This window comes from Pedobacter sp. P26 (genome assembly GCF_050632135.1).
GTDB lineage: Bacteria > Bacteroidota > Bacteroidia > Sphingobacteriales > Sphingobacteriaceae > Pedobacter.
Genome location: NZ_CP192574.1, coordinates 2685206 through 2708936, shown reverse-complemented (window position 1 = coordinate 2708936; position 23731 = coordinate 2685206). Strand labels below are relative to the sequence as shown.

Annotated in this window: 24 protein-coding genes and 1 pseudogene; 18 read left to right on the top strand and 7 right to left on the bottom strand. The window is 37.3% G+C overall.

Features of this window, described 5'->3' with window-relative positions:
* The first annotated feature begins 591 nt into the window (after positions 1 to 591).
* Both ACQ86H_RS12570 and ACQ86H_RS12565 read left to right on the top strand, forming a co-directional pair.
* Positions 592 to 1011 carry an acyl-CoA thioesterase gene (locus ACQ86H_RS12570; RefSeq protein WP_431295056.1) on the top strand — a complete coding sequence of 140 codons (420 nt, stop codon included), beginning with the start codon at positions 592 to 594 and terminating at the stop codon, positions 1009 to 1011.
* Between the two features lie 398 nt (positions 1012 to 1409).
* Positions 1410 to 2834 carry an MATE family efflux transporter gene (locus ACQ86H_RS12565; RefSeq protein WP_138821618.1) on the top strand — a complete coding sequence of 475 codons (1425 nt, stop codon included), beginning with the start codon at positions 1410 to 1412 and terminating at the stop codon, positions 2832 to 2834.
* 85 nt (positions 2835 to 2919) lie between these two features.
* Here the strand turns inward: ACQ86H_RS12565 and ACQ86H_RS12560 are convergent, their stop codons facing one another.
* Both ACQ86H_RS12560 and ACQ86H_RS12555 read right to left on the bottom strand, forming a co-directional pair.
* Complete coding sequence (locus ACQ86H_RS12560) at positions 2920 to 4017, bottom strand: hypothetical protein (RefSeq protein WP_431295055.1); 1098 nt, start codon at positions 4015 to 4017, stop codon at positions 2920 to 2922.
* Positions 4018 to 4644 (bottom strand): ATP-binding cassette domain-containing protein, encoded by a 627-nt coding sequence (locus ACQ86H_RS12555; RefSeq protein WP_431295054.1) that lies wholly within the window; start codon positions 4642 to 4644, stop codon positions 4018 to 4020.
* A 263-nt stretch (positions 4645 to 4907) separates the two neighbouring features.
* On the opposite strand from ACQ86H_RS12555, the gene lepA reads away from it, so the two are divergent.
* The 4 genes from lepA (at position 4908) to ACQ86H_RS12535 (ending at position 8549) form a co-directional block, all read left to right on the top strand.
* The gene (gene lepA / locus ACQ86H_RS12550) at positions 4908 to 6695 is read left to right on the top strand and encodes a translation elongation factor 4 (RefSeq protein WP_138821621.1); all 1788 of its coding nucleotides are present in this window, start codon (positions 4908 to 4910) and stop codon (positions 6693 to 6695) included.
* A gap of 153 nt (positions 6696 to 6848) precedes the next feature.
* The gene (locus ACQ86H_RS12545) at positions 6849 to 7730 is read left to right on the top strand and encodes a bifunctional 5,10-methylenetetrahydrofolate dehydrogenase/5,10-methenyltetrahydrofolate cyclohydrolase (RefSeq protein WP_431295053.1); all 882 of its coding nucleotides are present in this window, start codon (positions 6849 to 6851) and stop codon (positions 7728 to 7730) included.
* Between the two features lie 135 nt (positions 7731 to 7865).
* Positions 7866 to 8126 (top strand): DUF6364 family protein, encoded by a 261-nt coding sequence (locus ACQ86H_RS12540; protein WP_431295052.1) that lies wholly within the window; start codon positions 7866 to 7868, stop codon positions 8124 to 8126.
* Between the two features lie 3 nt (positions 8127 to 8129).
* Positions 8130 to 8549 (top strand): PIN domain-containing protein, encoded by a 420-nt coding sequence (locus ACQ86H_RS12535; RefSeq protein WP_138821624.1) that lies wholly within the window; start codon positions 8130 to 8132, stop codon positions 8547 to 8549.
* A gap of 51 nt (positions 8550 to 8600) precedes the next feature.
* Here the strand turns inward: ACQ86H_RS12535 and ACQ86H_RS12530 are convergent, their stop codons facing one another.
* On the bottom strand, positions 8601 to 8936 hold the full coding sequence (locus ACQ86H_RS12530; RefSeq protein WP_138821625.1) for a Rieske (2Fe-2S) protein: 336 nt from the start codon (positions 8934 to 8936) through the stop codon (positions 8601 to 8603).
* 106 nt (positions 8937 to 9042) lie between these two features.
* Between ACQ86H_RS12530 and ACQ86H_RS12525 the strand changes: the two genes are divergently transcribed.
* From ACQ86H_RS12525 to ACQ86H_RS12515, 3 genes are all read left to right on the top strand, one after another.
* Positions 9043 to 9666: a 7-carboxy-7-deazaguanine synthase QueE gene (locus ACQ86H_RS12525; protein ID WP_138821626.1), complete on the top strand. Its 624-nt coding sequence runs from the start codon at positions 9043 to 9045 to the stop codon at positions 9664 to 9666.
* A 228-nt stretch (positions 9667 to 9894) separates the two neighbouring features.
* Positions 9895 to 11589 carry an OmpA family protein gene (locus tag ACQ86H_RS12520; RefSeq protein WP_431295051.1) on the top strand — a complete coding sequence of 565 codons (1695 nt, stop codon included), beginning with the start codon at positions 9895 to 9897 and terminating at the stop codon, positions 11587 to 11589.
* Between the two features lie 284 nt (positions 11590 to 11873).
* Positions 11874 to 12524 carry a YceH family protein gene (locus ACQ86H_RS12515; protein WP_431295050.1) on the top strand — a complete coding sequence of 217 codons (651 nt, stop codon included), beginning with the start codon at positions 11874 to 11876 and terminating at the stop codon, positions 12522 to 12524.
* A gap of 448 nt (positions 12525 to 12972) precedes the next feature.
* On the opposite strand, the pseudogene fabF reads toward ACQ86H_RS12515, so the two are convergent.
* From fabF to ACQ86H_RS12495, 4 genes and pseudogenes are all read right to left on the bottom strand, one after another.
* Positions 12973 to 14222: pseudogene (gene fabF, locus ACQ86H_RS12510) on the bottom strand (beta-ketoacyl-ACP synthase II).
* Positions 14223 to 14438: 216 nt separating this feature from the next.
* Entirely contained in the window at positions 14439 to 15209 is a 771-nt protein-coding gene (locus tag ACQ86H_RS12505) for an SDR family oxidoreductase (RefSeq protein WP_431295049.1), read from the bottom strand.
* Positions 15210 to 15222: 13 nt separating this feature from the next.
* Positions 15223 to 15708: a PaaI family thioesterase gene (locus ACQ86H_RS12500; RefSeq protein ID WP_431295048.1), complete on the bottom strand. Its 486-nt coding sequence runs from the start codon at positions 15706 to 15708 to the stop codon at positions 15223 to 15225.
* A gap of 39 nt (positions 15709 to 15747) precedes the next feature.
* The gene (locus ACQ86H_RS12495) at positions 15748 to 16335 is read right to left on the bottom strand and encodes a TetR/AcrR family transcriptional regulator (protein ID WP_431295047.1); all 588 of its coding nucleotides are present in this window, start codon (positions 16333 to 16335) and stop codon (positions 15748 to 15750) included.
* 163 nt (positions 16336 to 16498) lie between these two features.
* On the opposite strand from ACQ86H_RS12495, the gene ACQ86H_RS12490 reads away from it, so the two are divergent.
* The 9 genes from ACQ86H_RS12490 to ACQ86H_RS12450 all read left to right on the top strand — a co-directional run bounded on the left by ACQ86H_RS12490 (position 16499) and on the right by ACQ86H_RS12450 (position 23730).
* Positions 16499 to 17410, top strand: a complete 912-nt coding sequence (locus ACQ86H_RS12490; RefSeq protein ID WP_138821633.1) for a helix-turn-helix domain-containing protein — start codon at positions 16499 to 16501, stop codon at positions 17408 to 17410.
* 87 nt (positions 17411 to 17497) lie between these two features.
* Positions 17498 to 18331 (top strand): SDR family NAD(P)-dependent oxidoreductase, encoded by an 834-nt coding sequence (locus ACQ86H_RS12485; RefSeq protein WP_371717054.1) that lies wholly within the window; start codon positions 17498 to 17500, stop codon positions 18329 to 18331.
* 195 nt (positions 18332 to 18526) lie between these two features.
* Positions 18527 to 19378 (top strand): SDR family oxidoreductase, encoded by an 852-nt coding sequence (locus ACQ86H_RS12480; RefSeq protein WP_138821635.1) that lies wholly within the window; start codon positions 18527 to 18529, stop codon positions 19376 to 19378.
* Between the two features lie 550 nt (positions 19379 to 19928).
* Positions 19929 to 20294 (top strand): hypothetical protein, encoded by a 366-nt coding sequence (locus ACQ86H_RS12475; protein ID WP_431295046.1) that lies wholly within the window; start codon positions 19929 to 19931, stop codon positions 20292 to 20294.
* Between the two features lie 53 nt (positions 20295 to 20347).
* A complete protein-coding gene (locus ACQ86H_RS12470) occupies positions 20348 to 20506 on the top strand; it encodes a PhnA domain-containing protein (protein ID WP_431295045.1) in 159 nt (52 codons plus the stop codon).
* A gap of 256 nt (positions 20507 to 20762) precedes the next feature.
* Positions 20763 to 20954 (top strand): hypothetical protein, encoded by a 192-nt coding sequence (locus ACQ86H_RS12465; RefSeq protein ID WP_138821637.1) that lies wholly within the window; start codon positions 20763 to 20765, stop codon positions 20952 to 20954.
* A 702-nt stretch (positions 20955 to 21656) separates the two neighbouring features.
* Positions 21657 to 23045, top strand: a complete 1389-nt coding sequence (locus ACQ86H_RS12460) for an arginine decarboxylase (RefSeq protein ID WP_025146786.1) — start codon at positions 21657 to 21659, stop codon at positions 23043 to 23045.
* 102 nt (positions 23046 to 23147) lie between these two features.
* Entirely contained in the window at positions 23148 to 23384 is a 237-nt protein-coding gene (locus ACQ86H_RS12455; RefSeq protein WP_138821638.1) for a DUF433 domain-containing protein, read from the top strand.
* A 7-nt stretch (positions 23385 to 23391) separates the two neighbouring features.
* Positions 23392 to 23730 carry a DUF5615 family PIN-like protein gene (locus tag ACQ86H_RS12450; protein ID WP_431295387.1) on the top strand — a complete coding sequence of 113 codons (339 nt, stop codon included), beginning with the start codon at positions 23392 to 23394 and terminating at the stop codon, positions 23728 to 23730.
* The last annotated feature ends 1 nt before the right edge of the window (position 23731 follow it).

Sequence of the window (23731 nt, the reverse complement as noted above, 5' to 3'; positions counted from 1 at the left end):
CAAAGATAAGGTTATATTTGATTAAAAACAAGAGGTTTTTTTATTAACATGAATCAGATAAGTCTGTAGAAAAATCGTCATCTCCACTGAAGCGTAGCGAAATCGAGATATCTATCTTGACAGATTTAGCTTCGTTGTTCTCAACTACATTGCACTCCGCTCGAAATAACGACTTGAGATTTAATTATCGCTAATATTTTAATGCTTTTGACTAAAAAACTAATCTCACTATATAATGATCACATCAGGAAAGATTAAAAATTAAATTATCAGATATTAAAGATTAAACTGTACTTCTTTATCAAAAGATATGATATGGCTGGCTTACAGATTACAAGCCCCTTGCCTTGCGGAGATTTTAATGGCTTGCCGCCGTTCATGGTAACCGAAATTTGATTAAGTTGCAGAATGCCAAAAAAGCGCTGCCCGGGGTTACGACTCAAATAATAGCATCACGCTCCTCAACAATTGTTTCGCGTGGATATTGAAATCATATAATTTGAGTTTTCCCATTTCATATCAAAAATACAAAAAAGCAAGCAATACTTTACAATCAAGCTTTATTTATACTTTTGCTGAAAACATCAACCCTTGGAAAAGAATCAATACAGCATTTTCGAAAGCGAATTACGCGTCCGTCCGGATGATATAGATATGTTTAATCATGTACATAACAGCAAATACTTAGATTATGTACTGGCAGCCCGTTACGAGCAAATGGAAAAATTCTACGGTATGCCATGGGAGCATTTTACCAAACAAGGCTTAGGCTGGGTAGTGAGCCATGTAGATATCAATTTTAAACGCCCATTATTGATGAATGACTTAATGATGATCAGAACCGGAATCCTGAATATGAATGATAAAGGCTGCTCCGTTCAGTTCGAAATTATTAATCAGAAAACGGGTAAAGTGGCTTCAGATGGCATTTTTGATTACGTACTGATTGATTTAAATACTGGTAGAGGAACAAAAGTTAACGAAGAAATGATTAAGGCTTATAGTATATAGAACATGATACTCCGATTTAGGGACTACAAAGATTGGGGAATTAGCGTTTCAGGGTATAAAACTCAATTAGTTGATTGTGAGCCAAAGACCATGGATTAGTGGCAAAATATTTATAACATAAAGTAGAGCCATTGATTGATACAGGAAAAAGAATTATAAGTACATGCCTCCTTGGCTAAAATAAATTACAAAAAATAAATCAATCCCTTAAAAGCAGTCATCAAAATTTGACGGCTCAAAATTTTATTTATATTTGCACCATCAAAAAGACCAGAACCATGATAGTATCTGCAATCCGTTTGAGGTTTTAAGTAACTGAGGATTCCCTCCATTTCAATTTTAGATATGTACGTTTAACTGCATATCATTGTTTATACATCACAATTTATTTTTATTATATGTCACAGTCTACAAAGGCACAGGGCAAATTATCGTCATTTTTCGATATTCTGATCCAGTCTTTAAAAGGTCACGAAGTTGACCTCACTTCCATTAGTATAAAACGCGCCATTATTTTATTGGCCATTCCTATGATGCTGGAAATGGCTATGGAGTCGGTTTTTGCTTTGGTTGATTTATATTTTGTTGGCCACCTTGAAAACAGCAGCCATGCCATACAAACCGTTGGTTTAACGGAATCTGTATTAACCATAATTTATTCATTAGCCATTGGCTTGAGTATGGCAGCAACTGCAGTGGTTGCACGCAGAATTGGCGAGAAAAATCCAGAAGCAGCATCAAAAGCCGGAATGCAGACCATTGTGATAGCTGTTTTCGTAAACATAATAATCAGTATCCTGGGGTTGATTTACGCCAGAGATATTCTATTGCTCATGGGCGCTTCAGCTGAAACTGCTGAGCAAGGTGTCACATTCGTCCGCATTATGATGGGCGGAAGTATCATTATTGTACTGCTATTCTTGATTAATGGGATTTTTAGAGGTGCTGGTAACGCGGCAATCGCAATGCGGAGTTTATGGATTGCCAATATTGCCAACATCATTCTCTGCCCTGTTTTTATTAACGGTTTTGGACCAGTACCTTCATTTGGTTTAACAGGCGCTGCAATTGCAACGACAATTGGTCGTGGTTTGGGTGTTTGCTATCAGGTATATAATCTATTTAGCGGTAAAAACGCGCTTAAGATACGCATCGGTCATTTTATTCCAGATTTTACGCAGATTAAAGCGATTGTTAAAATTGCCGCTCCAGCTATCTTTCAGTTTGTAATTGCAAGCTGCAGCTGGGTATTTTTAGCAGAACTGGTTGCCACTACTGGTGGTGATACGGGATCGGCAGGTTACCAGACTGCACTACGGCTGATGATGTTTTTTATGTTACCAGCCTGGGGCTTAAGCAATGCAGCCGCTACGTTGGTTGGTCAGAATTTGGGTGCAGGCCACATAGATCGTGCTGAAAAGTCCGTTTTCCAAACCTTAAAATACATTTTGATTTTTATGGCGGTAGTAAGTGTACTCTTTCTCACTTGTGGGCATTTGTTCGCTGCATTTTTCACTTCAGATGAAAAGGTGATTGCTATTGCGGGTAAGGCCCTTAAAATTATGAGTCTCGGTTTTGTGATTTATGGAGCGGCAATGGTATTTAGCAGCGCATTTAATGGTGCTGGCGATACCTGGACGCCTACCAAAATTAATGTTTTTGCATTTTGGCTGTTCCAGATTCCTTTGGCTTATTTCCTGGCGAAATATTTAGAAATGGGCCCAACGGGAGTTTTTATTGCTATACCAACGGCAGAGGCTGGAATTGCTGTAGCTGCTTACTTCTTATTTAAAAAAGGTAAGTGGAAGAAAACGATGGTTTAACAGGATTTAACCACAGATCAAATGGATGGTTACGGATGAATTTATCTGTATTGTTCATCAACATCTGTGGTTAAAATTCTTATTGCTATTCTTCTATCCCTTTTAAATCGATTCTATTAAACATAATGAAGTAGTATAAAATACAACTGCCTAACAGCACTAAACTGAAAAAAAGATAATAATGCCCAAGTATCGACCACATGGCAATAAAAAAGAAAAATAGCAGCCATTTCAGGTAGTTATCCATATTTAACCTAACTATATATAATAATGTTAAAAGAAAAGATAATCCTGCAATGCCGAATAAAATCCCATTCGCTATAGCACATAGGTTAAGGTGAGCAGCCATAATCAAAAATATCCATTCAGGAATTAAAATAATGGCAAAAACCAATAACCAGTTTAACATTCTTTTGATTACAGAGATCTGCAGGCTTTTATTGAAATTTAAAAATTCGGTTTCAAATTTTATTAGGGTAAAAACTAAAACTGCATGACATAAAACAGATGCCAATAAAGCAACCAATATTACACGGATATCATTACCCACATCAGCAAACATCCATAACATTCCTTTAAAGAAAATTAATGACAAGACCTTGCACATCAGCAACATTAACGGTTGTTCTTTCAATAAATGAAACAGCGGCCAGCTAATAAATGCTTTTTTTACTTTCAGCCCTACTGATACTATTTGTCTCTCTTTTTTCAGAAAGCCCAATGCCACGGATTGATAGGTAAACCAGGATAAACCAAAAATTATAAGCGAAAAAACAATTAAGATAAATGCGATACTAATAAAAAAGTGGTGATAGATACTTAAGGCAATGAGTAGAAAAACATAAATAATTATTGGTAAAAGAATAGTGAAATATAGCTTTACCCATAATTTTAACTGTAAGTTTTTTTCCAGAGCGGCTGATTCTTTAATAAAATTATACCTGGCTGATGCTAATTTTTGTTTGATAAAGAAATGAACTTTTGTAGCGTATAAAAGCCAGGATACAAATACAACTGCCATTCCGATTGGAGAAGAAACACCAGCTAATAATAAGGCTGTTTGGTAACTGAGTAATTGAGAGGGCTCTACTATGCCAAATAACATATAAATGCCTACAAGAAAAAAGCCAGCATGTTGCTGGTAAAATTCTTTCGACAGCGTATTAATCAATAACTTCAGCATTTAGAGTTTAATAATTTGTTTATCAACGATTTGAAGTACAGTATTAAGTTGAAGCTTATCGTTATTTACCTCCTGGTGTGATGATAAAAGAACCCCCTTTCCCTGCGCCGCTTTTTCTGTAATTAACCGATACAGTTGATCAGCCGAGTTTATATCAATAGTAATTAATGGTTCATCTAAAATGTATAAATCGGAGTTACCCATAAATGCGCAGATCAGCGAAAGTTTTTTTAACATTCCACTGGAATAACTACCTATTTTATTGTCAAGAAACAGCGTCATTGCAAAATATAGTGCAAGATCTTCTGCCTGTTTTCTTTCAGCACCCCGGGTTTCAATATAAAAATCGATCAACTCCTGCCCGGTTATAAATAGAGGATATTGGGGTTCAGCTTCGGCAAAACTAATGATGGATTTGAATTTTACAGGGTCTTTTTTAAGATTGATTCCATTAAACTCTACTTCGCCTTTAAAAGGTGTTTGTCCGGAAATAATCCGAAATAAGGTTGATTTACCAGTGCCATTCCCTCCTTTTAACCAATGAATTCCGTTATCGATTTTCCATTCGCCAAAGTTTAATACTTCGTGGCTACCGTATTTTTTATTGATATTGGTTAAACTGAGCAAAATGTTTTGATTTTAGTTCTATTTTAGATTTCATGATATTCAATTTGTTACTTACTAAAGCATCTTGCCCGAAAAATGTAAAAAGGAACATTAGCTTAAGTTTAATAAACCTGATTGAAACGAACACGCAATGCATTGGAGTAAAGTGGAAAGCAGGACTACTGTAACCGAAAAGCCACTGTATTTGCTTTTCAAATCAAAGTGCTTGAGATGGATATTTTCTAGATTAAAAATTACCTTAAAAACCATATCTTTGCGCAAAGATGAAGCATATACGTAATTTTTGCATTATTGCACATATTGACCATGGTAAGAGCACCCTGGCCGATAGGTTATTAGAATATACAGCGACGATTTCGCAGCGTGAAGCGCAGGCGCAATTGCTCGACAACATGGATTTAGAGCGTGAGAGAGGCATAACGATTAAAAGTCATGCCATACAAATGAACTATAAGGTTGGGGATATTGAATACAATTTTAACCTGATTGATACACCGGGACACGTAGATTTCTCTTACGAGGTTTCTCGTTCTATTGCAGCCTGTGAAGGGGCATTATTGATTGTAGATGCTTCGCAAGGGATTCAGGCCCAGACCATTTCAAATTTATATTTAGCTTTAGAGCACGATCTTGAAATTATCCCGATTTTAAATAAAATGGATTTACCCGGGGCCATGCCTGAGGAAGTTAAAGACCAGATTATTGATTTAATTGGCTGTAAACGCGAAGATATTATTCCTGCATCGGGTAAAACCGGAATGGGAATTCCTGATATTATCCAGGCGATTGTAGACCGCGTTCCAGCTCCGGTTGGCGACCCTGAAGCGCCTTTACAAGCATTAATTTTTGACTCCGTTTTCAACTCATTCAGAGGGATTATTGCCTATTATAAAGTGGTGAACGGAGAAATTAAAAAGGGTGATAAAGTAAAATTTATTAATACTGGCAAAGAATATCTCGCTGATGAGGTTGGTATTTTGAAGTTGGATATGTCGCCACGTAATGTGGTTAAAACCGGCGATGTGGGTTACATTATTTCTGGTATTAAAGAAGCCAGAGAGGTAAAAGTTGGTGATACGATTACAACTGTTGCCAGACCATCGTTAGATGCCATCCAAGGTTTCGAAGAGGTTAAACCTATGGTTTTTGCTGGTATTTACCCTGTAGATACTGACGAGTTTGAAGAACTGCGTGAGGCGATGCATAAGTTGCAGCTGAACGATGCTTCTATTGTTTTCGAGCCAGAAAGTTCTGCGGCTCTTGGTTTTGGTTTCCGTTGCGGTTTCTTAGGAATGTTGCACATGGAGATTATCCAGGAGCGTTTAGAACGCGAATTCGATATGACCGTAATCACAACGGTTCCCAACGTGTCTTACATAGCACACACTACTAAAGGTGATGAGTTTATCGTAAATAATCCATCTGATTTGCCAGATCCAAGTAAATTGGATTCGGTTGAAGAACCTTATATCAAAGCAAATATTATTACCAAGTCTGATTTTGTTGGTCCGATAATGTCGCTTTGTATCCAAAAACGAGGAGCAATTATTAATCAATCCTATCTAACATCAGACAGGGTTGAGTTGGTTTTCGAAATGCCAATGGCCGAAATCGTATTCGACTTCTATGACAGGTTAAAAACACTTTCTAAAGGATACGCTTCGTTTGATTACCACCAAATTGGTTACCGTAAATCTGATTTAGTGCGATTAGATTTGTTGTTAAACGATGAGCCTGTTGATGCTTTATCTTCATTAATCCATAGGAGCAACGCTTACGATTTCGGAAAGAAAATCTGTGAGAAATTAAGAGAATTAATCCCTCGTCAACAGTTCGAGATTAAAATACAGGCATCAATCGGTGCCAAAGTTATTGCCCGCGAAACACTAAGTGCCCTACGTAAAGATGTAACGGCTAAATGTTATGGTGGTGATATTTCCCGTAAACGTAAGTTATTGGAAAAACAGAAAAAAGGTAAAAAACGCATGCGTCAGGTGGGTAACGTAGAAATTCCGCAGACAGCATTTATGGCAGTTTTGAAATTGGATTAAAAATTAGATATGAGATGATAGATATGAGACAATTGTTCAATCTCAGATCTATCATCTCAAAAAAACTAAAATTAAGATTTGAGATGTTAGATTTGAGATATGAGAAACCCTCTAATCTCAAATCTGATATCTAGTATCTCACATCTCGTAAAAATGAAATTATTAGACGGTAAATACGTATCAGAAAAAGTTAAAGTTCAAATTGCAGAAGAAGCTGCCGAATTTTTAAATAAAACAGGTCGCAAGCCACACCTAGTTGCCGTCTTAGTGGGCAACGATGGTGGAAGCGAAACCTATGTGGCCAGCAAAATGAAAAACTGTGAAAAAGTTGGTTTTAATTCATCTTTACACAGATATGATAACTCGGTTACTGAAGCAGAATTACTGGCTAAAATCGAAGAAATTAACCAGGATGATGATGTAGACGGATTAATTGTTCAACTACCGCTTCCAAAACATATAGATCCTGAAAAAGTAACCGAAAAAATCGATTACCGTAAAGATGTTGATGGTTTTCACCCTGTAAATTTAGGAAGGATGATGCGTAATTTACCTTGCTTTATTCCGGCAACACCTTATGGTATTTTATTGATGCTACAAGAGTATGGTATAGATACCACAGGAATGCATTGTGTTGTTGTGGGACGCAGTAATATTGTGGGTAGCCCAATGAGTATTTTAATGGCCCGTAACGCAAACCCAGGCAACTGTACCGTAACCCTTACACATTCCCGTACTAAAGATCTAAAAGAACAGGTTCTCCAGGCAGATATTGTGATTGCCGCAATTGGTAAGAAGAATTTTGTTACTGCCGATATGGTAAAACCTGGCGCAATTATTATTGACGTAGGTATTAACAGAGAAACTTCTACAGAAAACAAATCTGGCTTTAAGTTATTTGGAGATGTAGATTTCGAAAACGTGGCGCCTAAGGCTTCTTACATCACGCCTGTTCCCGGGGGTGTTGGTCTAATGACGATTGTTGGCTTATTAAAAAATACATTGGCATCAGCTAGGAAAGAAATTTATTCGTAATGAAAAGCTAAAGACTAAAGCGAAAACCTAAGTCATAGATATTAAAAAACGGCTCAAATATTTGAGCCGTTTTTTTTACGTGTAATATTTTTAATCCTTACGTGTAATTGTTATATTTGGTTAAAATTTAATTAGATGGATACTAAGTTAACTTTAAGTTTTAATCAAGATGTTGTAGCAAGGGCAAAAAAATATGCCGCTGAAAACAACATTAGCTTATCGCGATTAATAGAGCACCTCTTAACCCAGGTAACTGCTAAAGAGTACAAATCTTTAGAAGACTTTCCAATTTCAGATTGGGTGAGCATGGTTGCTGAGGGAGAAGTAGAATATAAAAAAACGCCAAAGCCAAACCGTAAAGATTCAAAAAATGAATTCTTTTCTTCTAAAAAGTAGCTGATGGAGATATTTTTAGACGCGAATGTCCTTGTTTCTGTATTGAATAAGGAATATCCTCTTTATACCTATTCGTCAAGAATTTTAAGTTTAGCATCGCATCCAAATTTTGAAATTTATACTTCTCCCCTTTGTTTAGCTATAGCATTTTATTTCGCAGAAAAAAAACATAAATCACATTTGGCCAAACAGAAAATCGATTTGCTCTGCCAGTATATTAAGATTGCAGGAAATTCATCAAAAAGTGTTTTGGATACCCTTTCTAACAAATCAATTCACGATTTTGAAGATGGTTTAGAATATTACGCTGCCAAATCTGCTAATTGTAAATGTATTATCACAGAAGATATTGAAGATTTTTATTTTTCTGAGATTGAAGTTCTAAACTGTCAGGAGTTTTTCAAGAGGCATTTGTTAAATTGATTTTATAATAGACCCGTCACTCTGAAATAAATTCAGCATGAAGGGAATATTTCATCCCCAAAGCTTACTCCACCAGCTTTCTTCAAAACCGATATATAATCCATCTTCGTGTAATTCGGTTGGATAGATGTTGATATAATCTCCTTGTCCCTCCGCTCCCTTTCCTGTGGTTAAACTATACTCATATCTGTGGATAGGGCAAACCAGTTTTCCGTTTTTACACCAGCCACCACTAAAATGGCCGCCAGCATGTGGACAATGAGATTGGGTTGCAATAATTTTATTATCAATATTGATCAGACAAATCTGTTTTCCTGCAACCTCAATTGTTTTAATTGTATCAGGTCGAGGAATTTGGTTATTATTTAGCGCCTTAAACCACTTCATTCTGCTAAAATACTGCAAAAAAATATCACTCTTGTTTCATCTTTCTATTAAATTTCAAAAGAGGAACAGCATCACCATATTTTTTAGGATATTTGCATCCTCAAAAATGAAACAAGAAATACCAGAAGACGGCACATTACTTCCTTTAATGGAAGAATTTTATACCATACAGGGAGAAGGATTTAATACCGGTAAAGCAGCTTATTTCATCCGTTTAGGAGGCTGCGATGTAGGTTGTCACTGGTGCGATGTTAAGGAAAGCTGGGACGCAGAAATGCATCCCCTTACCCCAGCTGATGTAATTGTCGAAAATGCAGATAAATTTCCTGGGAAAGCTGTTGTAATTACCGGTGGTGAACCCTTAATTTATAATCTGGATTATTTAACCAATAAATTAAAAGAAAGAGGCATCCTCACCTTTATCGAAACCTCCGGAGCCTATCCACTTTCCGGAAATTGGGATTGGATCTGTTTGTCGCCAAAGAAATTTAAGGCTCCAAGGCCAGATATTACACCATTTGCGCACGAATTAAAGGTTATCGTTTTTAATAAAAGTGATTTTAAATGGGCCGAAGAATATGCCGCAATGGTATCTCCTACCTGTAAACTATATCTTCAACCAGAATGGTCTAAGTCAAAAGAAATTACTCCATTAATTATTGAGTATGTAATGGCTAATCCTAAATGGGAGATTTCTTTGCAAACACACAAATTTTTAAATATTCCTTAAATTAGTTTACATTAGCTTTGATAACCAATGTTAATGTATGAGGTTTTGTCTATTCTTATTCTTGAGCCTATTCAGTTTTAATGCGTTTGCTCAGGTTTCGGGCAATAAAAAGCGCAAAGCTTTTTCGAAAAAGCAAACCAATTCATTCAAAAGCAAGATTATGCCTCAGCGGAGCAGGCCTTAAACAATGCTGTTGAGGCCGATCCTTTATTTCAAAATGCCTATGTAATGCTTGCAGGTGTTTACAAAACACAAAAGAAGTATCAGAACGCCAGAACGGCTTACGAAAAAGCAATATTAATTAATAAAGCAATAGCTCCGGAAGTAATTTATGGCCTGGCAGAAACAGAATTTGCTACGCAGGATTATTTAAAAGCAAAACAGCATTTTAACGAATTTTTGATGCTAGATTCCTCATCTGATAGAGTAAGAAGAGCAAAAAAATACCTTTTAGACTGTGATTTTGCTACCATTGCAATAAAGAAACCCGTAAAATATAGCCCAACAAATTTAGGTGAAGGTGTAAATACAACAGATGCAGAGTACTTTCCTGCAATAACTGCCGATGGTGAAACCCTGGTTTTTACCCGCCAAGTTAATGGAAATGAAGATTTCTGGACTTCTCAACTCAAAAATAATTCATGGAATACTGCTACTCCCTTGTCAAGTAAGATTAATACGGCTAAATACAATGAAGGTGCACAAACCATTTCGCCTGATGGGAAATACCTCTTTTTTACAGGATGCAACCGACCAGATGGTTTAGGCAGGTGTGATATTTACGTTTCTCACCGCGAAGGGAAAGATTGGGGCGAACCTTATAATGTTGGCCAGCCCGTTAATTCTGAATTCTGGGAGTCGCAGCCTGCTATTAGTCCTGACGGACGGACATTATATTTTATTAGTAACCGGCCTGGCGGGTATGGTGGTTACGATATATGGAAAAGTACCATTACTGATGATGCCAAATGGGGACCAGCCATTAATCTTGGACCAGATATCAATACTGCTTTTGATGAGAATACACCTTTTCTGCATGTAGACGGCAAAACCTTGTATTTTTCTTCAGATGGCTGGCCAGGTTTCGGGAACAAAGATATTTATTATAGCAGACAGGAAAATGATGGCAAATGGCACAAGCCCGTCAATATAGGTTATCCGATTAATTCTTTTGAAGATGAAAGTGGTTTAGTGGTAAGTGCCGATGGCAATTCAGGATTGTTTTCATCAAATTTAAAAGGTGGTTATGGCTTGCAGGACATTTACAGTTTCGGCATCCCTGAGGTAGCCAAACCGCTAAAAGTATCTTATGTGAAAGGAATTGTAAGAGACCGGGATACTAAAAAAACAATAGAAAGTAATGTACAGGTAGTAGATTTGAAAACCAATAAAACTGTCTTTGATGATTATACCGATCCAGAAACCGGACAATTTTTAGCTGTAATGCCTGTTGGAAGTAATTATTTGTTTAATGTAAATGCCGAAGGTTATATGTTTTATTCTGAAAACTTCGAGCTTAAGCCTGGGGATATTAATAAACCTTATCAGATTGAAGTTTATATTGAAAAAATAAAGCAAGGCGGAAATGTAACCTTGAGAAACATTTTCTTCGATACTAATAAGTTTAATCTTTTACCCGCCTCTATCCATGAATTGGATCTGCTTATTGATTTTTTGCATCAGAATGAAAAAGTACAGATTGAAATTCAGGGGCATACCGATAATGTGGGTGATGATAAATTAAATGAAAAGTTATCTTTTAATCGGGCAAATGCCGTTTACGAATACCTGATTAAAAACAGCATAGATGCAAAAAGGCTTACTTTTAAGGGTTTTGGATCTCGTAAACCGATGTCGGATAATAAAACTGAAATAGGGAGAAAAAATAACCGCAGAACGTCGTTTGTGATTACAAAGGTTTAGTTTTTCTTGCTATAATCATCATTTTGAGCTTGTTTCAGAAATTCTCCTCCGTGTTATAACAAGCCTGAAATAAATTCATGGTGCCGAAATCTATTAAAGCAATTCAAACTTTTTTCCTTTTAATTACCTTAATTTCAGATCAGTATCCGGTTAAAAAGTCATTTCTGGCTTAGTATTGCTGCAATTAGATTTTTTCTATAAAGCAATAATTTGGGTAACTCCCTATAAACAAGTCATTAACAAAATAATTTTCAAAATGCTCAGCCAATTTATACTTTTATAACATGGACAATGTAAAACCACTACCAGACTTATCAGCAGAAGAGCAACGCGTTTTAGGCTCGTTAATAGAAAAAAGCCGCACCACACCGGATTATTACCCAATGACTTTAAATAGTTTAACGGCTGCATGCAACCAAAAAAGTTCGAGAAATCCTGTGGTAAATTACGATGAGGAAACTATAACTTTAACGCTAAATCAACTTAAAATAAAAGGTCTAATTTCCACAGCTACAGGAGGATCTAGTCGGGCAACTAAATACAAACATAATTTAGCCATCGTTTATCCTTTATTACCCTCGGAGCTGACTATTATTTGTCTCTTACTTTTACGTGGTCCATTAACACCAGGCGAAATCAATAGTAATTCAGGTAGATTATATGAATTTGAGCGCATAGAAGAGGTTTTAGAACAACTTCAAAAATTGTCAGATGACGAGCCTGCTTTTGTAAAACAATTGGCTAAGAAACCAGGACAGAAAGAAACCCGCTTCATTCATCTTTTAGGGGAACAAGCTGAAACCACTGCCGAAACTGAAACTGGAACCCATGCAGAACCTCAATCTGATACTACTGCACTGGAAAACCGCATCGAAAAACTGGAACTGGAAGTAGAAGAGCTGAAAGAACTGGTTAATTTATTGATGAACGAGTAGGTTAATTGGTTTATTAGTTATTGGTTTCCCACCCATCGATGTAATTAAGATAGAATCGTCATTTCGAGCGGAGTGCAACGAAACCGAGAAATTTATATCCAATTCTCCGTGTTTTCTGTGTATCCGTGGCAAAAAAATTAAGTAGAATATTTTACTAAGCAGATCTCTCCATTTCGCTGCCGATGAAAAAATCAGCGCGCTAGAGTCCAGATGATGACACTTTTTAGGATTTTGTAAATTCTGAGTATAACGAAGAATCTCTGCACTTACTTGTAGCAACTTCGGAGAAGCACTGCCCGAAAACCTTCTATCACTAAAAGATTCTTCACTGCGTTCAGAATGACAGAGAAGTGAACTTTGTGTAGATGATGGCAGGATTAAAACTACAGCTATAAAAAAGTGCCTGGCGATTAACCAGGCACCATCTAATATGGTTTATAAAACCTATTTAAGCCTCGTATTTTTTAAAAATCGTACTCGCCGTATGTCCACCGAAACCAAAAGTATTGTTTAACACATAATTGATTTCCTTTTAATTAGCTCACCCAATACAATATTCAATCCTTTCGGAATGTTTTCGTCCAGGTTTTTAGTGTTAATGGTTGGAGGAATCACATTATCCCTTATCGACAAAATACTGATCAAACTCTCTACAGCACCAGCCGCCCCCAATAAATGGCCAGTCATCGATTTAGTAGCCCCAATAATCACAGGTAAACCATTAAAAACAGTATTAATCCCCTGCAATTCACTTAAATCGCCCAATCCGGTTGAAGTAGCGTGTGCATTAATATAATCGATTTTATCGGCAGTAATTCCGGCGTCTTTCAATGCTTTTGTCATGCCCAAAGCTGCACCAATCCCATCCGGAGGTGTTCCGGTTAAGTGATACGCATCAGCAGCCATTCCACCACCAACAATTTCAGCATAAATATGTGCACCACGCTGTAAAGCATGTTCCAGTTCTTCTAAAACCAAAGCACCTGCGCCCTCACTCATCACAAAACCATCCCTATCCTTATCAAAAGGTTTAGACGCACCCTGAGGGTCTTCATTATTTTTAGATAAAGCCTGGGCAGCGTTAAATCCGCCTACTGATGATTTGGTTAAGGCTGCTTCAGAACCACCTGCAATCATCACATTCGCTTTACCTAAGCGGATCGTATCAAAAGCATTAATAATTGCGGTGTTAGACGATGCACAGGCCGAAACTGTGCAATAATTTGGTCCACGTAATTTATGACGGATAGAAATGGCTCCGGCAGCAATATCAACGATCATTTTCGGGATAAAATAAGGATTAAACCTAGGTGTTCCATCTCCGGAATGAAACTCTTCCAACTGTGATTCAAAAGTACCGATACCACCGTTTCCGGTTGCCCAGATTACACCAACTTCTGCCAATTGACCATCATTCATGGCACTAAAATCCAAACCAGCATCTTTTATCGCCTGATCGCTCGAGCCAATGGCATATTGCGTAAAAAGGTCGTATTTTTTAATCTCTTTTTTCTCCAGGTATGTTTCAGGAATAAAATCCTTTACTTCACCTGCAAATTGCGTCTTAAATTTACTCGAATCAAATTTTGTAATTGGGCCAATGCCACTTTTTCCAGCTAATATCTGTTGCCAAAATTGCTCAACAGTATTGCCAAGAGGGGTTATCGCACCTAAACCTGTTACTACTACTCTTTTCATTTTATTGTTTTTTAGTCACCTCCCCCGGATAAAAATCAACCGTTAATTATCCGAAAGGTATTTTAATATAGCAGGAATAGCTATAAGCCCCTATCGTTTCATTAAGGTTGAGTAAACCCAGGATTTACACTTAATGGCGCGAAAGTAACAATTCCTATATTGAAAACCGTCATCTAAATGGAAACAACAATTTCTTTTGCTTCCCTGCTATATCATTTATTGCTCAACAGAATCGATCCAGGCTTTTCTATTTGCATTCATTACATTTAAAGCATCCACTGGCGACTGCCTGAACAGTTCGTAAATTTTTGCAGTGTCTCCCACCCTGATCTCATATTCATCATTGGCCAGGGCAGTCAATAAATCCTCAGCCACTACAGCTGGCTTGATACCATTATGCCCGCTAATTTCTTTCGAAAATTCAGTATCCACCAATGGAGGCATCAATTCGAAAACCTTTACCGATGTTTCTTCCAAACTTAACCTCAAAGAAGTACTGTACGAATGCAATGCTGCTTTACTGGCCGCATAAGTTGGCAGAGTAATTCCAGGTACATACGCTACGATAGATGAAACATTTACGATGGCTGAAGCTTGCTGTTGTTTTAACACAGGTAATAACTTTTGATTAATCCTGATGATAGATAAATAATTGGTCAGCATTTCATCCTCTGCGTGAGCAAAAGCGTCCTGGTTTGGATCGGCTAAATTGTAAAGAATTGCCCTGCCTGCATTGTTGATCACGATATTTAACTGAGGAAATTCGGCTTTGATCCGACTTATCAATTGGTCTACATCTTCAGCTTTGCTTACATCAGAAAGAATAGTGGTTACATTTTGTAACGATGTAGCAGCTGCGTCCAGTCTTTCCTGGTTTCTGCCGGTAATAATTACATGGTTATCTAAAGCAGTTAATTGTTTTGCGATTTCTAAACCGATACCGGCAGTTCCGCCGATTAATAAAACAGTATTTTGTGAAGTTTTCATTTTTATATTTTTTTTAAAATTTTAAGATTAAACAAGTGCTCATCGCGTGAGCGTAAATAGTATCATTATCATCAAGCAATTGTGCTTCTACCAAAACGGTACGGCCGCCCAGGTTGATCACTTTAGCAATGGTTTTTAATTTTCCGGTTTTAATGGTGATGGCTTTCAGGAAATTTACTTTCAATTCTAAAGTGGTATAACCTTTTCCGGCAGGTAAAAGAGAATGTACAGAACAACCCATTGCCGAATCTAAAATGGCTGTAATTACGCCACCATGCACGGTACCAATTGGATTGTAATGAAATTCCTGAGGTGTAAATTCAAAAACTACGTTTCCGGCTTCAATTAAGCTAACGCTAAAGTTTAATGTATGTAAAAGAGGTGGCAAAGGAAATTTATGATCGCTCATGGCCTTTAAATAAGCAATTCCATCCAATTGCATAGCTTCTTTTGCACCTTTCATGGGGTCTTCCCAGGTAATTGTTCTACTTCTTTTCATTATAAAAATACCAATCGGTATATTTTTAGTTAAAAATTTTTAGCCGAGGCTATCTACATATTTTTTTAAGGAACCCATAATGAGCTTCCAATATTCTGTTTTTGAAGTTAGTTTTGAAATCATGATCCCCCCTTCTACCAAAGCAATAATGGTTAAGGCAATCTGTTCGGGATTATGATTTGCATCGATTTCTTTCCTGGCTATCCCGACTTCAACCAGTTCGGCAATTTTATTTTTCCAATCTAAAACAGCTTTTAACACTCTTGCCCGTAATTCGGGGTGGGTGTCATCAGCATCAATCGCGGTATTTAAAACCGGGCAGCCTCCCTCCGACACCGAGCCATCAATAAATTTTTGATAAATATTGATATATACTAAAAGCTTATCTTTTACACTCGCCTGCCGATTCATTTCAGCCTCTATCCTGCCTGATACATTTTTCAGGTTGTAATCAAAAGCTGCCAGCGCTACTTCATCCTTATTGGCAAAATTGCCATAAATACTACCCTTGGTCAAACCTGTAGCAGCTGTAATATCATTTAAAGAAGTTCCCGCATAACCTTTCATATTAAAAATCGGCGCTGTTTTCTCTACAATGAAATTTCTCGTTTTTTCTGCTTTGGTCATGCTGTTATGAATTGACGATGCAAATATATACCAATCGGTATATTAAATCAAAATTGTTTTATCATCAGAATCTCCTTTTAACACTGAAGCTATTATCAATTAATGATGCACCACATAAAAAGTCCATTATTTGTTTTACGTTTGAATTTTGTAACTTTGATTTATGAATAAACCAGAAAGCATTGAAGACTTTTATCAGAATAAATTTAGTTTTCTGCCTGATAATTTACAAAATGGCGTAGGACACTTTAACGTTTTTAAACTGGAAGATTGTTTAAGGGACGACTCAAAACCGATGAGTTATAACCGAAGGGATTATTATAAGATCTGTCTCACCCGCGGCCATAACGTTTACCATTACGCAGATAAGAGTATCGAAATTAATGGCACGGCACTCATCTTTTTTAATCCGTTGGTGCCTTATACCTGGGAACTCGCCACTGGCAATAAAAGTGAAGTAACGGGTTATTTCTGTATTTTTACAGAAGCTTTTTTTAAGGAAAAGATTCGTGGAAACATTGGCGATCTGCCCATGTTTACGCCTGGGGGAAAACCTGCATATATTTTAAATGAACAGCAGGACAAGCAGATAGAGGCAATTTTTGGAAAGATGTTTGAGGAAATAAATACAGATTATATATATAAGTATGACCTCCTTCGGAATTACATTACCGAAATTACTCACTTTGCTTTAAAAACACAACCATCAGAAAGTTTATTCAAACATACCGATGCCAATACCAGAATTACATCTGTGTTTACAGAGTTACTGGAACGCCAGTTCCCCATTGAAACTACTACGCAAAGGCTTACCATGCGTTCGGCAAAAGATTATGCTGCGCAACTTTCGGTACATGTAAACCATTTAAACAGGGCCATTAAAGAAACCACCGGTAAAACCACTACAAACTATATTACAGAGCGTTTATTAAGTGAAGCAAAGGCATTATTAAAACATACGGACTGGAACATATCGGAAATAGGTTATTGCCTGGGCTTTGAAGAACCGACACATTTTAACAACTTTTTCAAAAAACTGACCAACCATACGCCTACTTCTTATCGAATTGTTTGAATTTTGTAATCATAAGTTTGATTGACGTAATAAACTGAAGCCATTTGCACTGTAATTTTGTGTTAAAAAAAGAAGAAAATTATGGGCATGAAAAAAGTTTGGTTTATTACCGGAGCTTCAAAGGGCTTAGGATTAAGTTTGGTAAATCAATTGCTTAAAGCTGGCCAATCTGTTGCGGCTACTTCAAGAAATATTGATGAACTTAAAAAAGCTGTAAATACAGATACGGGAAAATTCCTTCCACTGGCTGTTAACCTGGCCGACGAACAAAGTGTGGAGGATGCAATAAAAGCTACCATTGCAAAATTTGAAAGGATTGATGTAGTGATCAACAATGCTGGCTATGGCATTGGAGGCAGCATTGAAGAATTGACTGATGCCGAAACACGCAATAGTTTTGATGTTAATGTTTTCGGAACATTAAATGTAATCAGAAAAGCTTCACCTTATTTAAGGGCACAACGTTCAGGACATATCATCAATATTGCGTCAATTGCAGGCATTGCCGGTGCAACAGGCTGGGCAGTTTATGCTGCAGCTAAATCAGCTGTAATTGCATTATCGGAAGTATCAGCCGAAGACCTTAAAGAATTTGGTGTAAAAGTGACTGTGGTTGCGCCCGGAGCTTTCAGAACAAGTTTCTTAACTACCGATTCTTTGATTTTGGCCGCCAATCCAATTGCCGAATATGAAGAAGTACGGGCAGTACACAGCAAGTATTTAAAAATGGATGGCCAACAGGTTGGCGATCCGGAAAAAGCTGCTGCTGCCATGATTTCGCTGGCCAGTATGCCTAATCCACCGGTACATTTACTATTGGGAAATGATGCTTTTCAAAGGGCAAACAGTAAGATTGAGGCTTTAACAAAAGAGTTTAAAGACTGGAAAGCCATCACGATTTCGACAGATTTCGACAATTAAATTATAAGCTAATGGCAAATTAGCATTTCAAAAAGAGGCTGTATCATAAATATAGATTTGTCATCATTAAGCTTGTCGAAGGACCTGAAATAAAGCTGTCTAAGGTGTTTCGACAGGCTCAACGTGACAAAGTTTTAGCGAGAATAGTTTTAGGATACAACCCAATCAATTCATTTCATTCTAAAAAACAATATCATGGAAAATCAAAAAGTTTGGTTTGTAACAGGCGCGTCCAAAGGTCTGGGACTAACCCTAGTAAAAACATTATTAAACAACGGCATTAATGTTGCCGCAACTTCAAGAAATTTAAACGATTTAATCAAAGCAGTTGGTGAACACGAAAACTTTTTACCTTTAAGTGTTGATTTAATCAGTGAAGAAAGTGTAGAGACTGCAGTGAGCCAAACCATTAGCAAATTTGGCCAGGTTGATGTAGTAGTGAATAACGCTGGTTATGGCATGGTTGGTGCATTGGAAGAATTAAGCGACAAAGAATCGCGTGAGAATTTCGATGTAAACGTTTTCGGTTCCTTAAATGTGATCAGAAAAGTGCTTCCTCAATTAAGAAAACAACAATCGGGGCATATTTTCAATATTTCATCAATAGGTGGATTTTCAGGGGATTTCCCAGGCTTCGGAATCTATTGTGCTACAAAATTTGCAGTAGTTGGCTTTACCGAATCGTTAGCCGCAGAAGTAAAATCAATGGGAATCAAAGCAACAGTTGTTGAACCAGGTTATTTCAGAACTGCGTTTCTAACAGAAGGATCATTAGCAGTGCCAGGTTCGCCAATCGATGCCTACAAAGAGGTACGCGAATCGCAGGCTGCACATCAGAACGACATCAACAACCAACAACCTGGTGATCCGGCAAAGGCGGTTGAGGTAATTATTGAAGCCGCAAAAAGCGAAAATCCGCCGCTACATTTATTCCTTGGGCCTGATGCTTATCAGGTTGCGGATGCGAAAATTGCGGATGTACAAAGAGATATGGCCAATTGGAAATATCTGGCAACCGCTACCAATTTTGATGAGCTTAGTGCGTAGTATTTGGATCAATTGTCATTTCGACTGAAGCGCAGCGAAACGTAGAAATCTTTGAACTATATTTATTAGATAGTTTAAAGATTTCTCTAATGCAATCAAAAATGACGATTTATCTTAAGCACTTGCCATGGCTAACGTCTCTACAAACAGTTTTTGGTAAGCCACTAACTATGGGGTTATCCATCCTAGCTGTGGTTCGTGTCTCCAAGAACCATTGTATTTTTGCCACGGAAACACAGAGGACATGGAAAACTCATCTGACAAATGCACATTCGCTATTCAAACTTAAATAGCAGCACAAGCCCAAATACATAAACCTGATCGTAACGAACACGAGTGCAACGAGTAAAGTGGAGAGCAGGACTAACCCAAACCAATGAAAGCAGGAACCTGCTTTCCAAATAACCGGCTAACATTCATAACTTTTCTATTAAACAAACCTGTTAAAAGATTTTGCTTCACAGCCCTTCCGGTTCTCCTCTGCATTGGCAAGGACGACCCGCTTCATTCCAATTAGTTTTATTACATTCGCCAAAAATTCAGTATCAATATGTCTTTAGTACAAGAATTACAGACCCGTTCGGGCAATAAATGCGAATTATGCACCGCCGAAACCAATTTATCGGTATACGAAGTCCCTCCAACCAGCAATGCAAATAGCGATAACAGTATTTTAGTTTGTAAAACCTGCTTAGATCAGCTTGAAAAAACGGAACAGCTTGTCCCAAACCATTGGAAAATATTAACTGAAACCATGTGGTCGGAATTTCCCCCGGTACAGGTTGTTGCCTGGAGAATGTTGAGCAGATTAAGAAACGAAGGCTGGGCTGCAGATAGCCTGGATATTTTATACCTTGAGGATGAAACTTTAGAATGGGCTAAAAAACAGGTGACCATGAGCTGGATGGAACAGTAGAATTCCACCAGGACAGTAACGGCACACGTTTATTTGAAGGCGATACTGTAGTTTTGGTTAAAACGCTGGACGTTAAAGGCTCAACTTTGAGCGCTAAATTGGGTACGGTAGTTAAAAATATCCGGTTAGTCCACGATAACACTGAACAAATTGAGGGTAAAGTCGAAGGACAAACTATTGTAATTTTAACGAAATACCTTCGCAAAGGATAAGATTCTAATTGGTTCCAGAACCTGTACTTAAGCTGTGTTCCATCCAAACCCTTTTTTATTTTTGCTGAGACTGTCAAGCAGTTCAGACTAAAACACCCGAAGAACGCGGAAGTATCATGATTTTATTTATAAATGGAATCGAATTTAACCGAAAAAGAATTGCGTTTGGCTGCATTCATCAGTGAAATCTCAGAAAACTGCTATTCTGCTGGTTGGATGCACAATTTAGAATATGTTTTATGGCATGCGGTAATAAATGGACCAAGAAAAATATGGACAATCTTACATCACCGAAGCTGATATCTCCAAATTAATTAAGCTTGCTACAGATGCAGATGCCTGGATCGTATATGATGACGATAAAGAGGAAAAAGCCTTGAGCTTAAAAGAATGGACAGAAAAGTTTAAAAATGATATGGAGCAAAACAAAGAAATTATAAAAGGTTAATAAAACTATTATTTGGTAAGCCTCCAACTATGGGGTTATCTATCCTAACCGTGTCGTGTCTTCACGTACCACTGTATTTTGCCATGGAAGCTCGGAGCAAGCGGAAAATCCATCTGACAGATGCATCGCTATTAAATCTTAAATAGCAGTACCAGCCTAATTTATTAAACCTGATCGGAACAAACACGAGTGCAACGAGTAAAGTGGAGAGCAGGGCCAACCCCAACCTGTAAAAACAGGAACCTGCTTTCCAAATCTTAAAATTTAAACCAGATGATTACCCCTTGTTTTCTCTCGCCGTGGTTCGTGTCTCTACGTACCACTGTATTTTTGCCACGGAAGTTCGGAGCGTACGGAAACCCATCTGACAGATGCATCACTATTAAATCTTAAATAGCTGCACCAACCTAATTTAATTAAACCTGATCGGAACAAACACGAGTGCAACGAGTAAAGTGGAAAGCAGGGCCAACCCCAACCTATAAAAACAGGAACCTGCTTTACAAATCTTAAAATTTAAACCAGACGATTACTCCTTGTCTTTCAGTCTATTAACAAAGCAGAGACGTCCAGTTTCTATTCAAAACAATTTACCAGCATTTTTTGTAGTTAGGCCAAGCGTTTCCTTACAGTAAAAATATTTTCAATACCGTTTAATTCTCGATTTAAAATTACATTTTTGCAAAAATTATTTAAAAGTAAATGCAGAGTTACTCAGAATTTCTCGATCTAAGCGTTGGCTTTCCACAGGAAGGCTTTGATGTTATAGATGATGAATTATATTTTCAGGATTTAAACCTGATGGAAATGATCGAAACTTACGGTACCCCCTTACGTTTCACGTATTTACCCATGGTAAGTAAGAAGATTCAGCAGGCGAAGATTCTTTTCCAAACCGCTATTTTAAAGAACAATTATCGTGGCGATTATAAATATTGCTACTGTACAAAAAGCTCGCATTTTAAGCATATTGTAGAAGAAGCTTTAAAAAACAACATTCACCTGGAAACTTCTTCGGCTTTTGATATGCCAATGGTTGATGCTTTGGAGAAAAAAGGTGTATTAACGAAAGATACCACCATTATATGCAACGGCTTTAAAACCTATCAGTATAAGCAGTATATTATTGATATGTTGCATGATGGTTATACCAACATTATCCCGGTTTTAGACAACAAAGAGGAATTTAACCTTTTTGATGATGAGGTGGATATTGATACGCCATGTAATTTAGGCATCCGTATCGCTGCAGAAGAACAACCCGATTCGCAGTTCTATACTTCGCGTTTGGGTGTACGTATGGAAGATATCATCGATTTTTACAATAATAAAATCGTGCACAATCCCAATTTCAGGGTTAAATTATTGCATTTCTTTATTAACTCTGGTATTACTGATTCGCCATATTACTGGAACGAGTTAGAGAAATATGTAACCCTCTATTGCAAGTTCAAAAAAATCAATCCTGATTTAGACACCCTTGATATTGGTGGTGGCATGCCATTTAAAGATTCATTGGTTTTCGATTTTGATTACGAATACATGGTAAACGAAATTGTGAAAAGGATTAAAGAAATATGCGCCATCCACGAAGTAATGGAACCGGATATTATTACTGAATTTGGTAAATATACGGTTGCTGAAGCATCGGGTATCCTTTATAAAGTATTGGGTCGTAAACAGCAGAACGACCGTGAGCGTTGGTTGATGCTGGATGGTTCTTTCATCACCAATTTACCTGATGTTTGGGCATTAAATCAAAAATACATTTTATTGCCAATTAACAACTGGGACGCTGAATATGAACGGGTTAACTTAGGTGGTATTACCTGCGACGGACAGGATTATTACAACCAGGAAGCGCACATGAACAGTGTATTTATGCCTAAAACACGTAAAGTGCAATACTTAGGTTTCTTCCACACTGGTGCTTACCAGGAAGTGTTGAGTGGTTATGGCGGTATTCATCACTGCTTATTACCAAGTCCGAAGCATGTGCTGATCCGCAGGAACCGTGATGAAAGTTTCAATTTTGAGGTCTTTGGAGAGGAACAGAATAGCAAGCAGGTATTGAAGATTCTGGGTTACTAGGTCAGTTTGCAGTTGGCAATTTGGAGAGTTCAAAAACAAAATTTCATTACAATACACAGATACCTCAGTTTTTTTACTGAGGTATTTTTTTTATATTTGAGTATGGCACATGAACAAATTAAGTTATTCGATCGGATCATTGCTACAGATGGTTTGATGGGAGGAATACCTACAATACGTGGGTTAAGATTTCCGGTTTCTGATGTACTAGAATTATTAGCAAGCGGCATGAGTGAGGAACAAATCCTGGAGGAACATCCCATCCTCGAAAAGGAAGATATCAGGGCAGTTCTCTTATATAGCGCACAAAAAGTAAATGAAGACTTAATGTATGAATAATTGGTAAATTTGGACCGACACCAATATATCCCCTATAATTGCTAAATGGATTTCAGAATACACAAATTTTGAAACAAAATCTTCTTTCAGTCTAAATTTGCATTCAGTAGATGACTTGACCATTTTCAGAATGGCTCAAATTAAAAAGAATGTCATAATTGTTTCTAAGGATTCAGATTTCAAAGAATTAATCGATTGGTTTGGTGCTCCTCCAAAACTTATTCTTATTAAATTCGGGAATTGTTCAAATAAACTATTTTGGCAAAAATTGGAACCAAAGATTAACTCAGCATTAGAAGTTCTTTTAAATAAAAAAGAGGAAGTTAATATAATTAGTATCACATAAC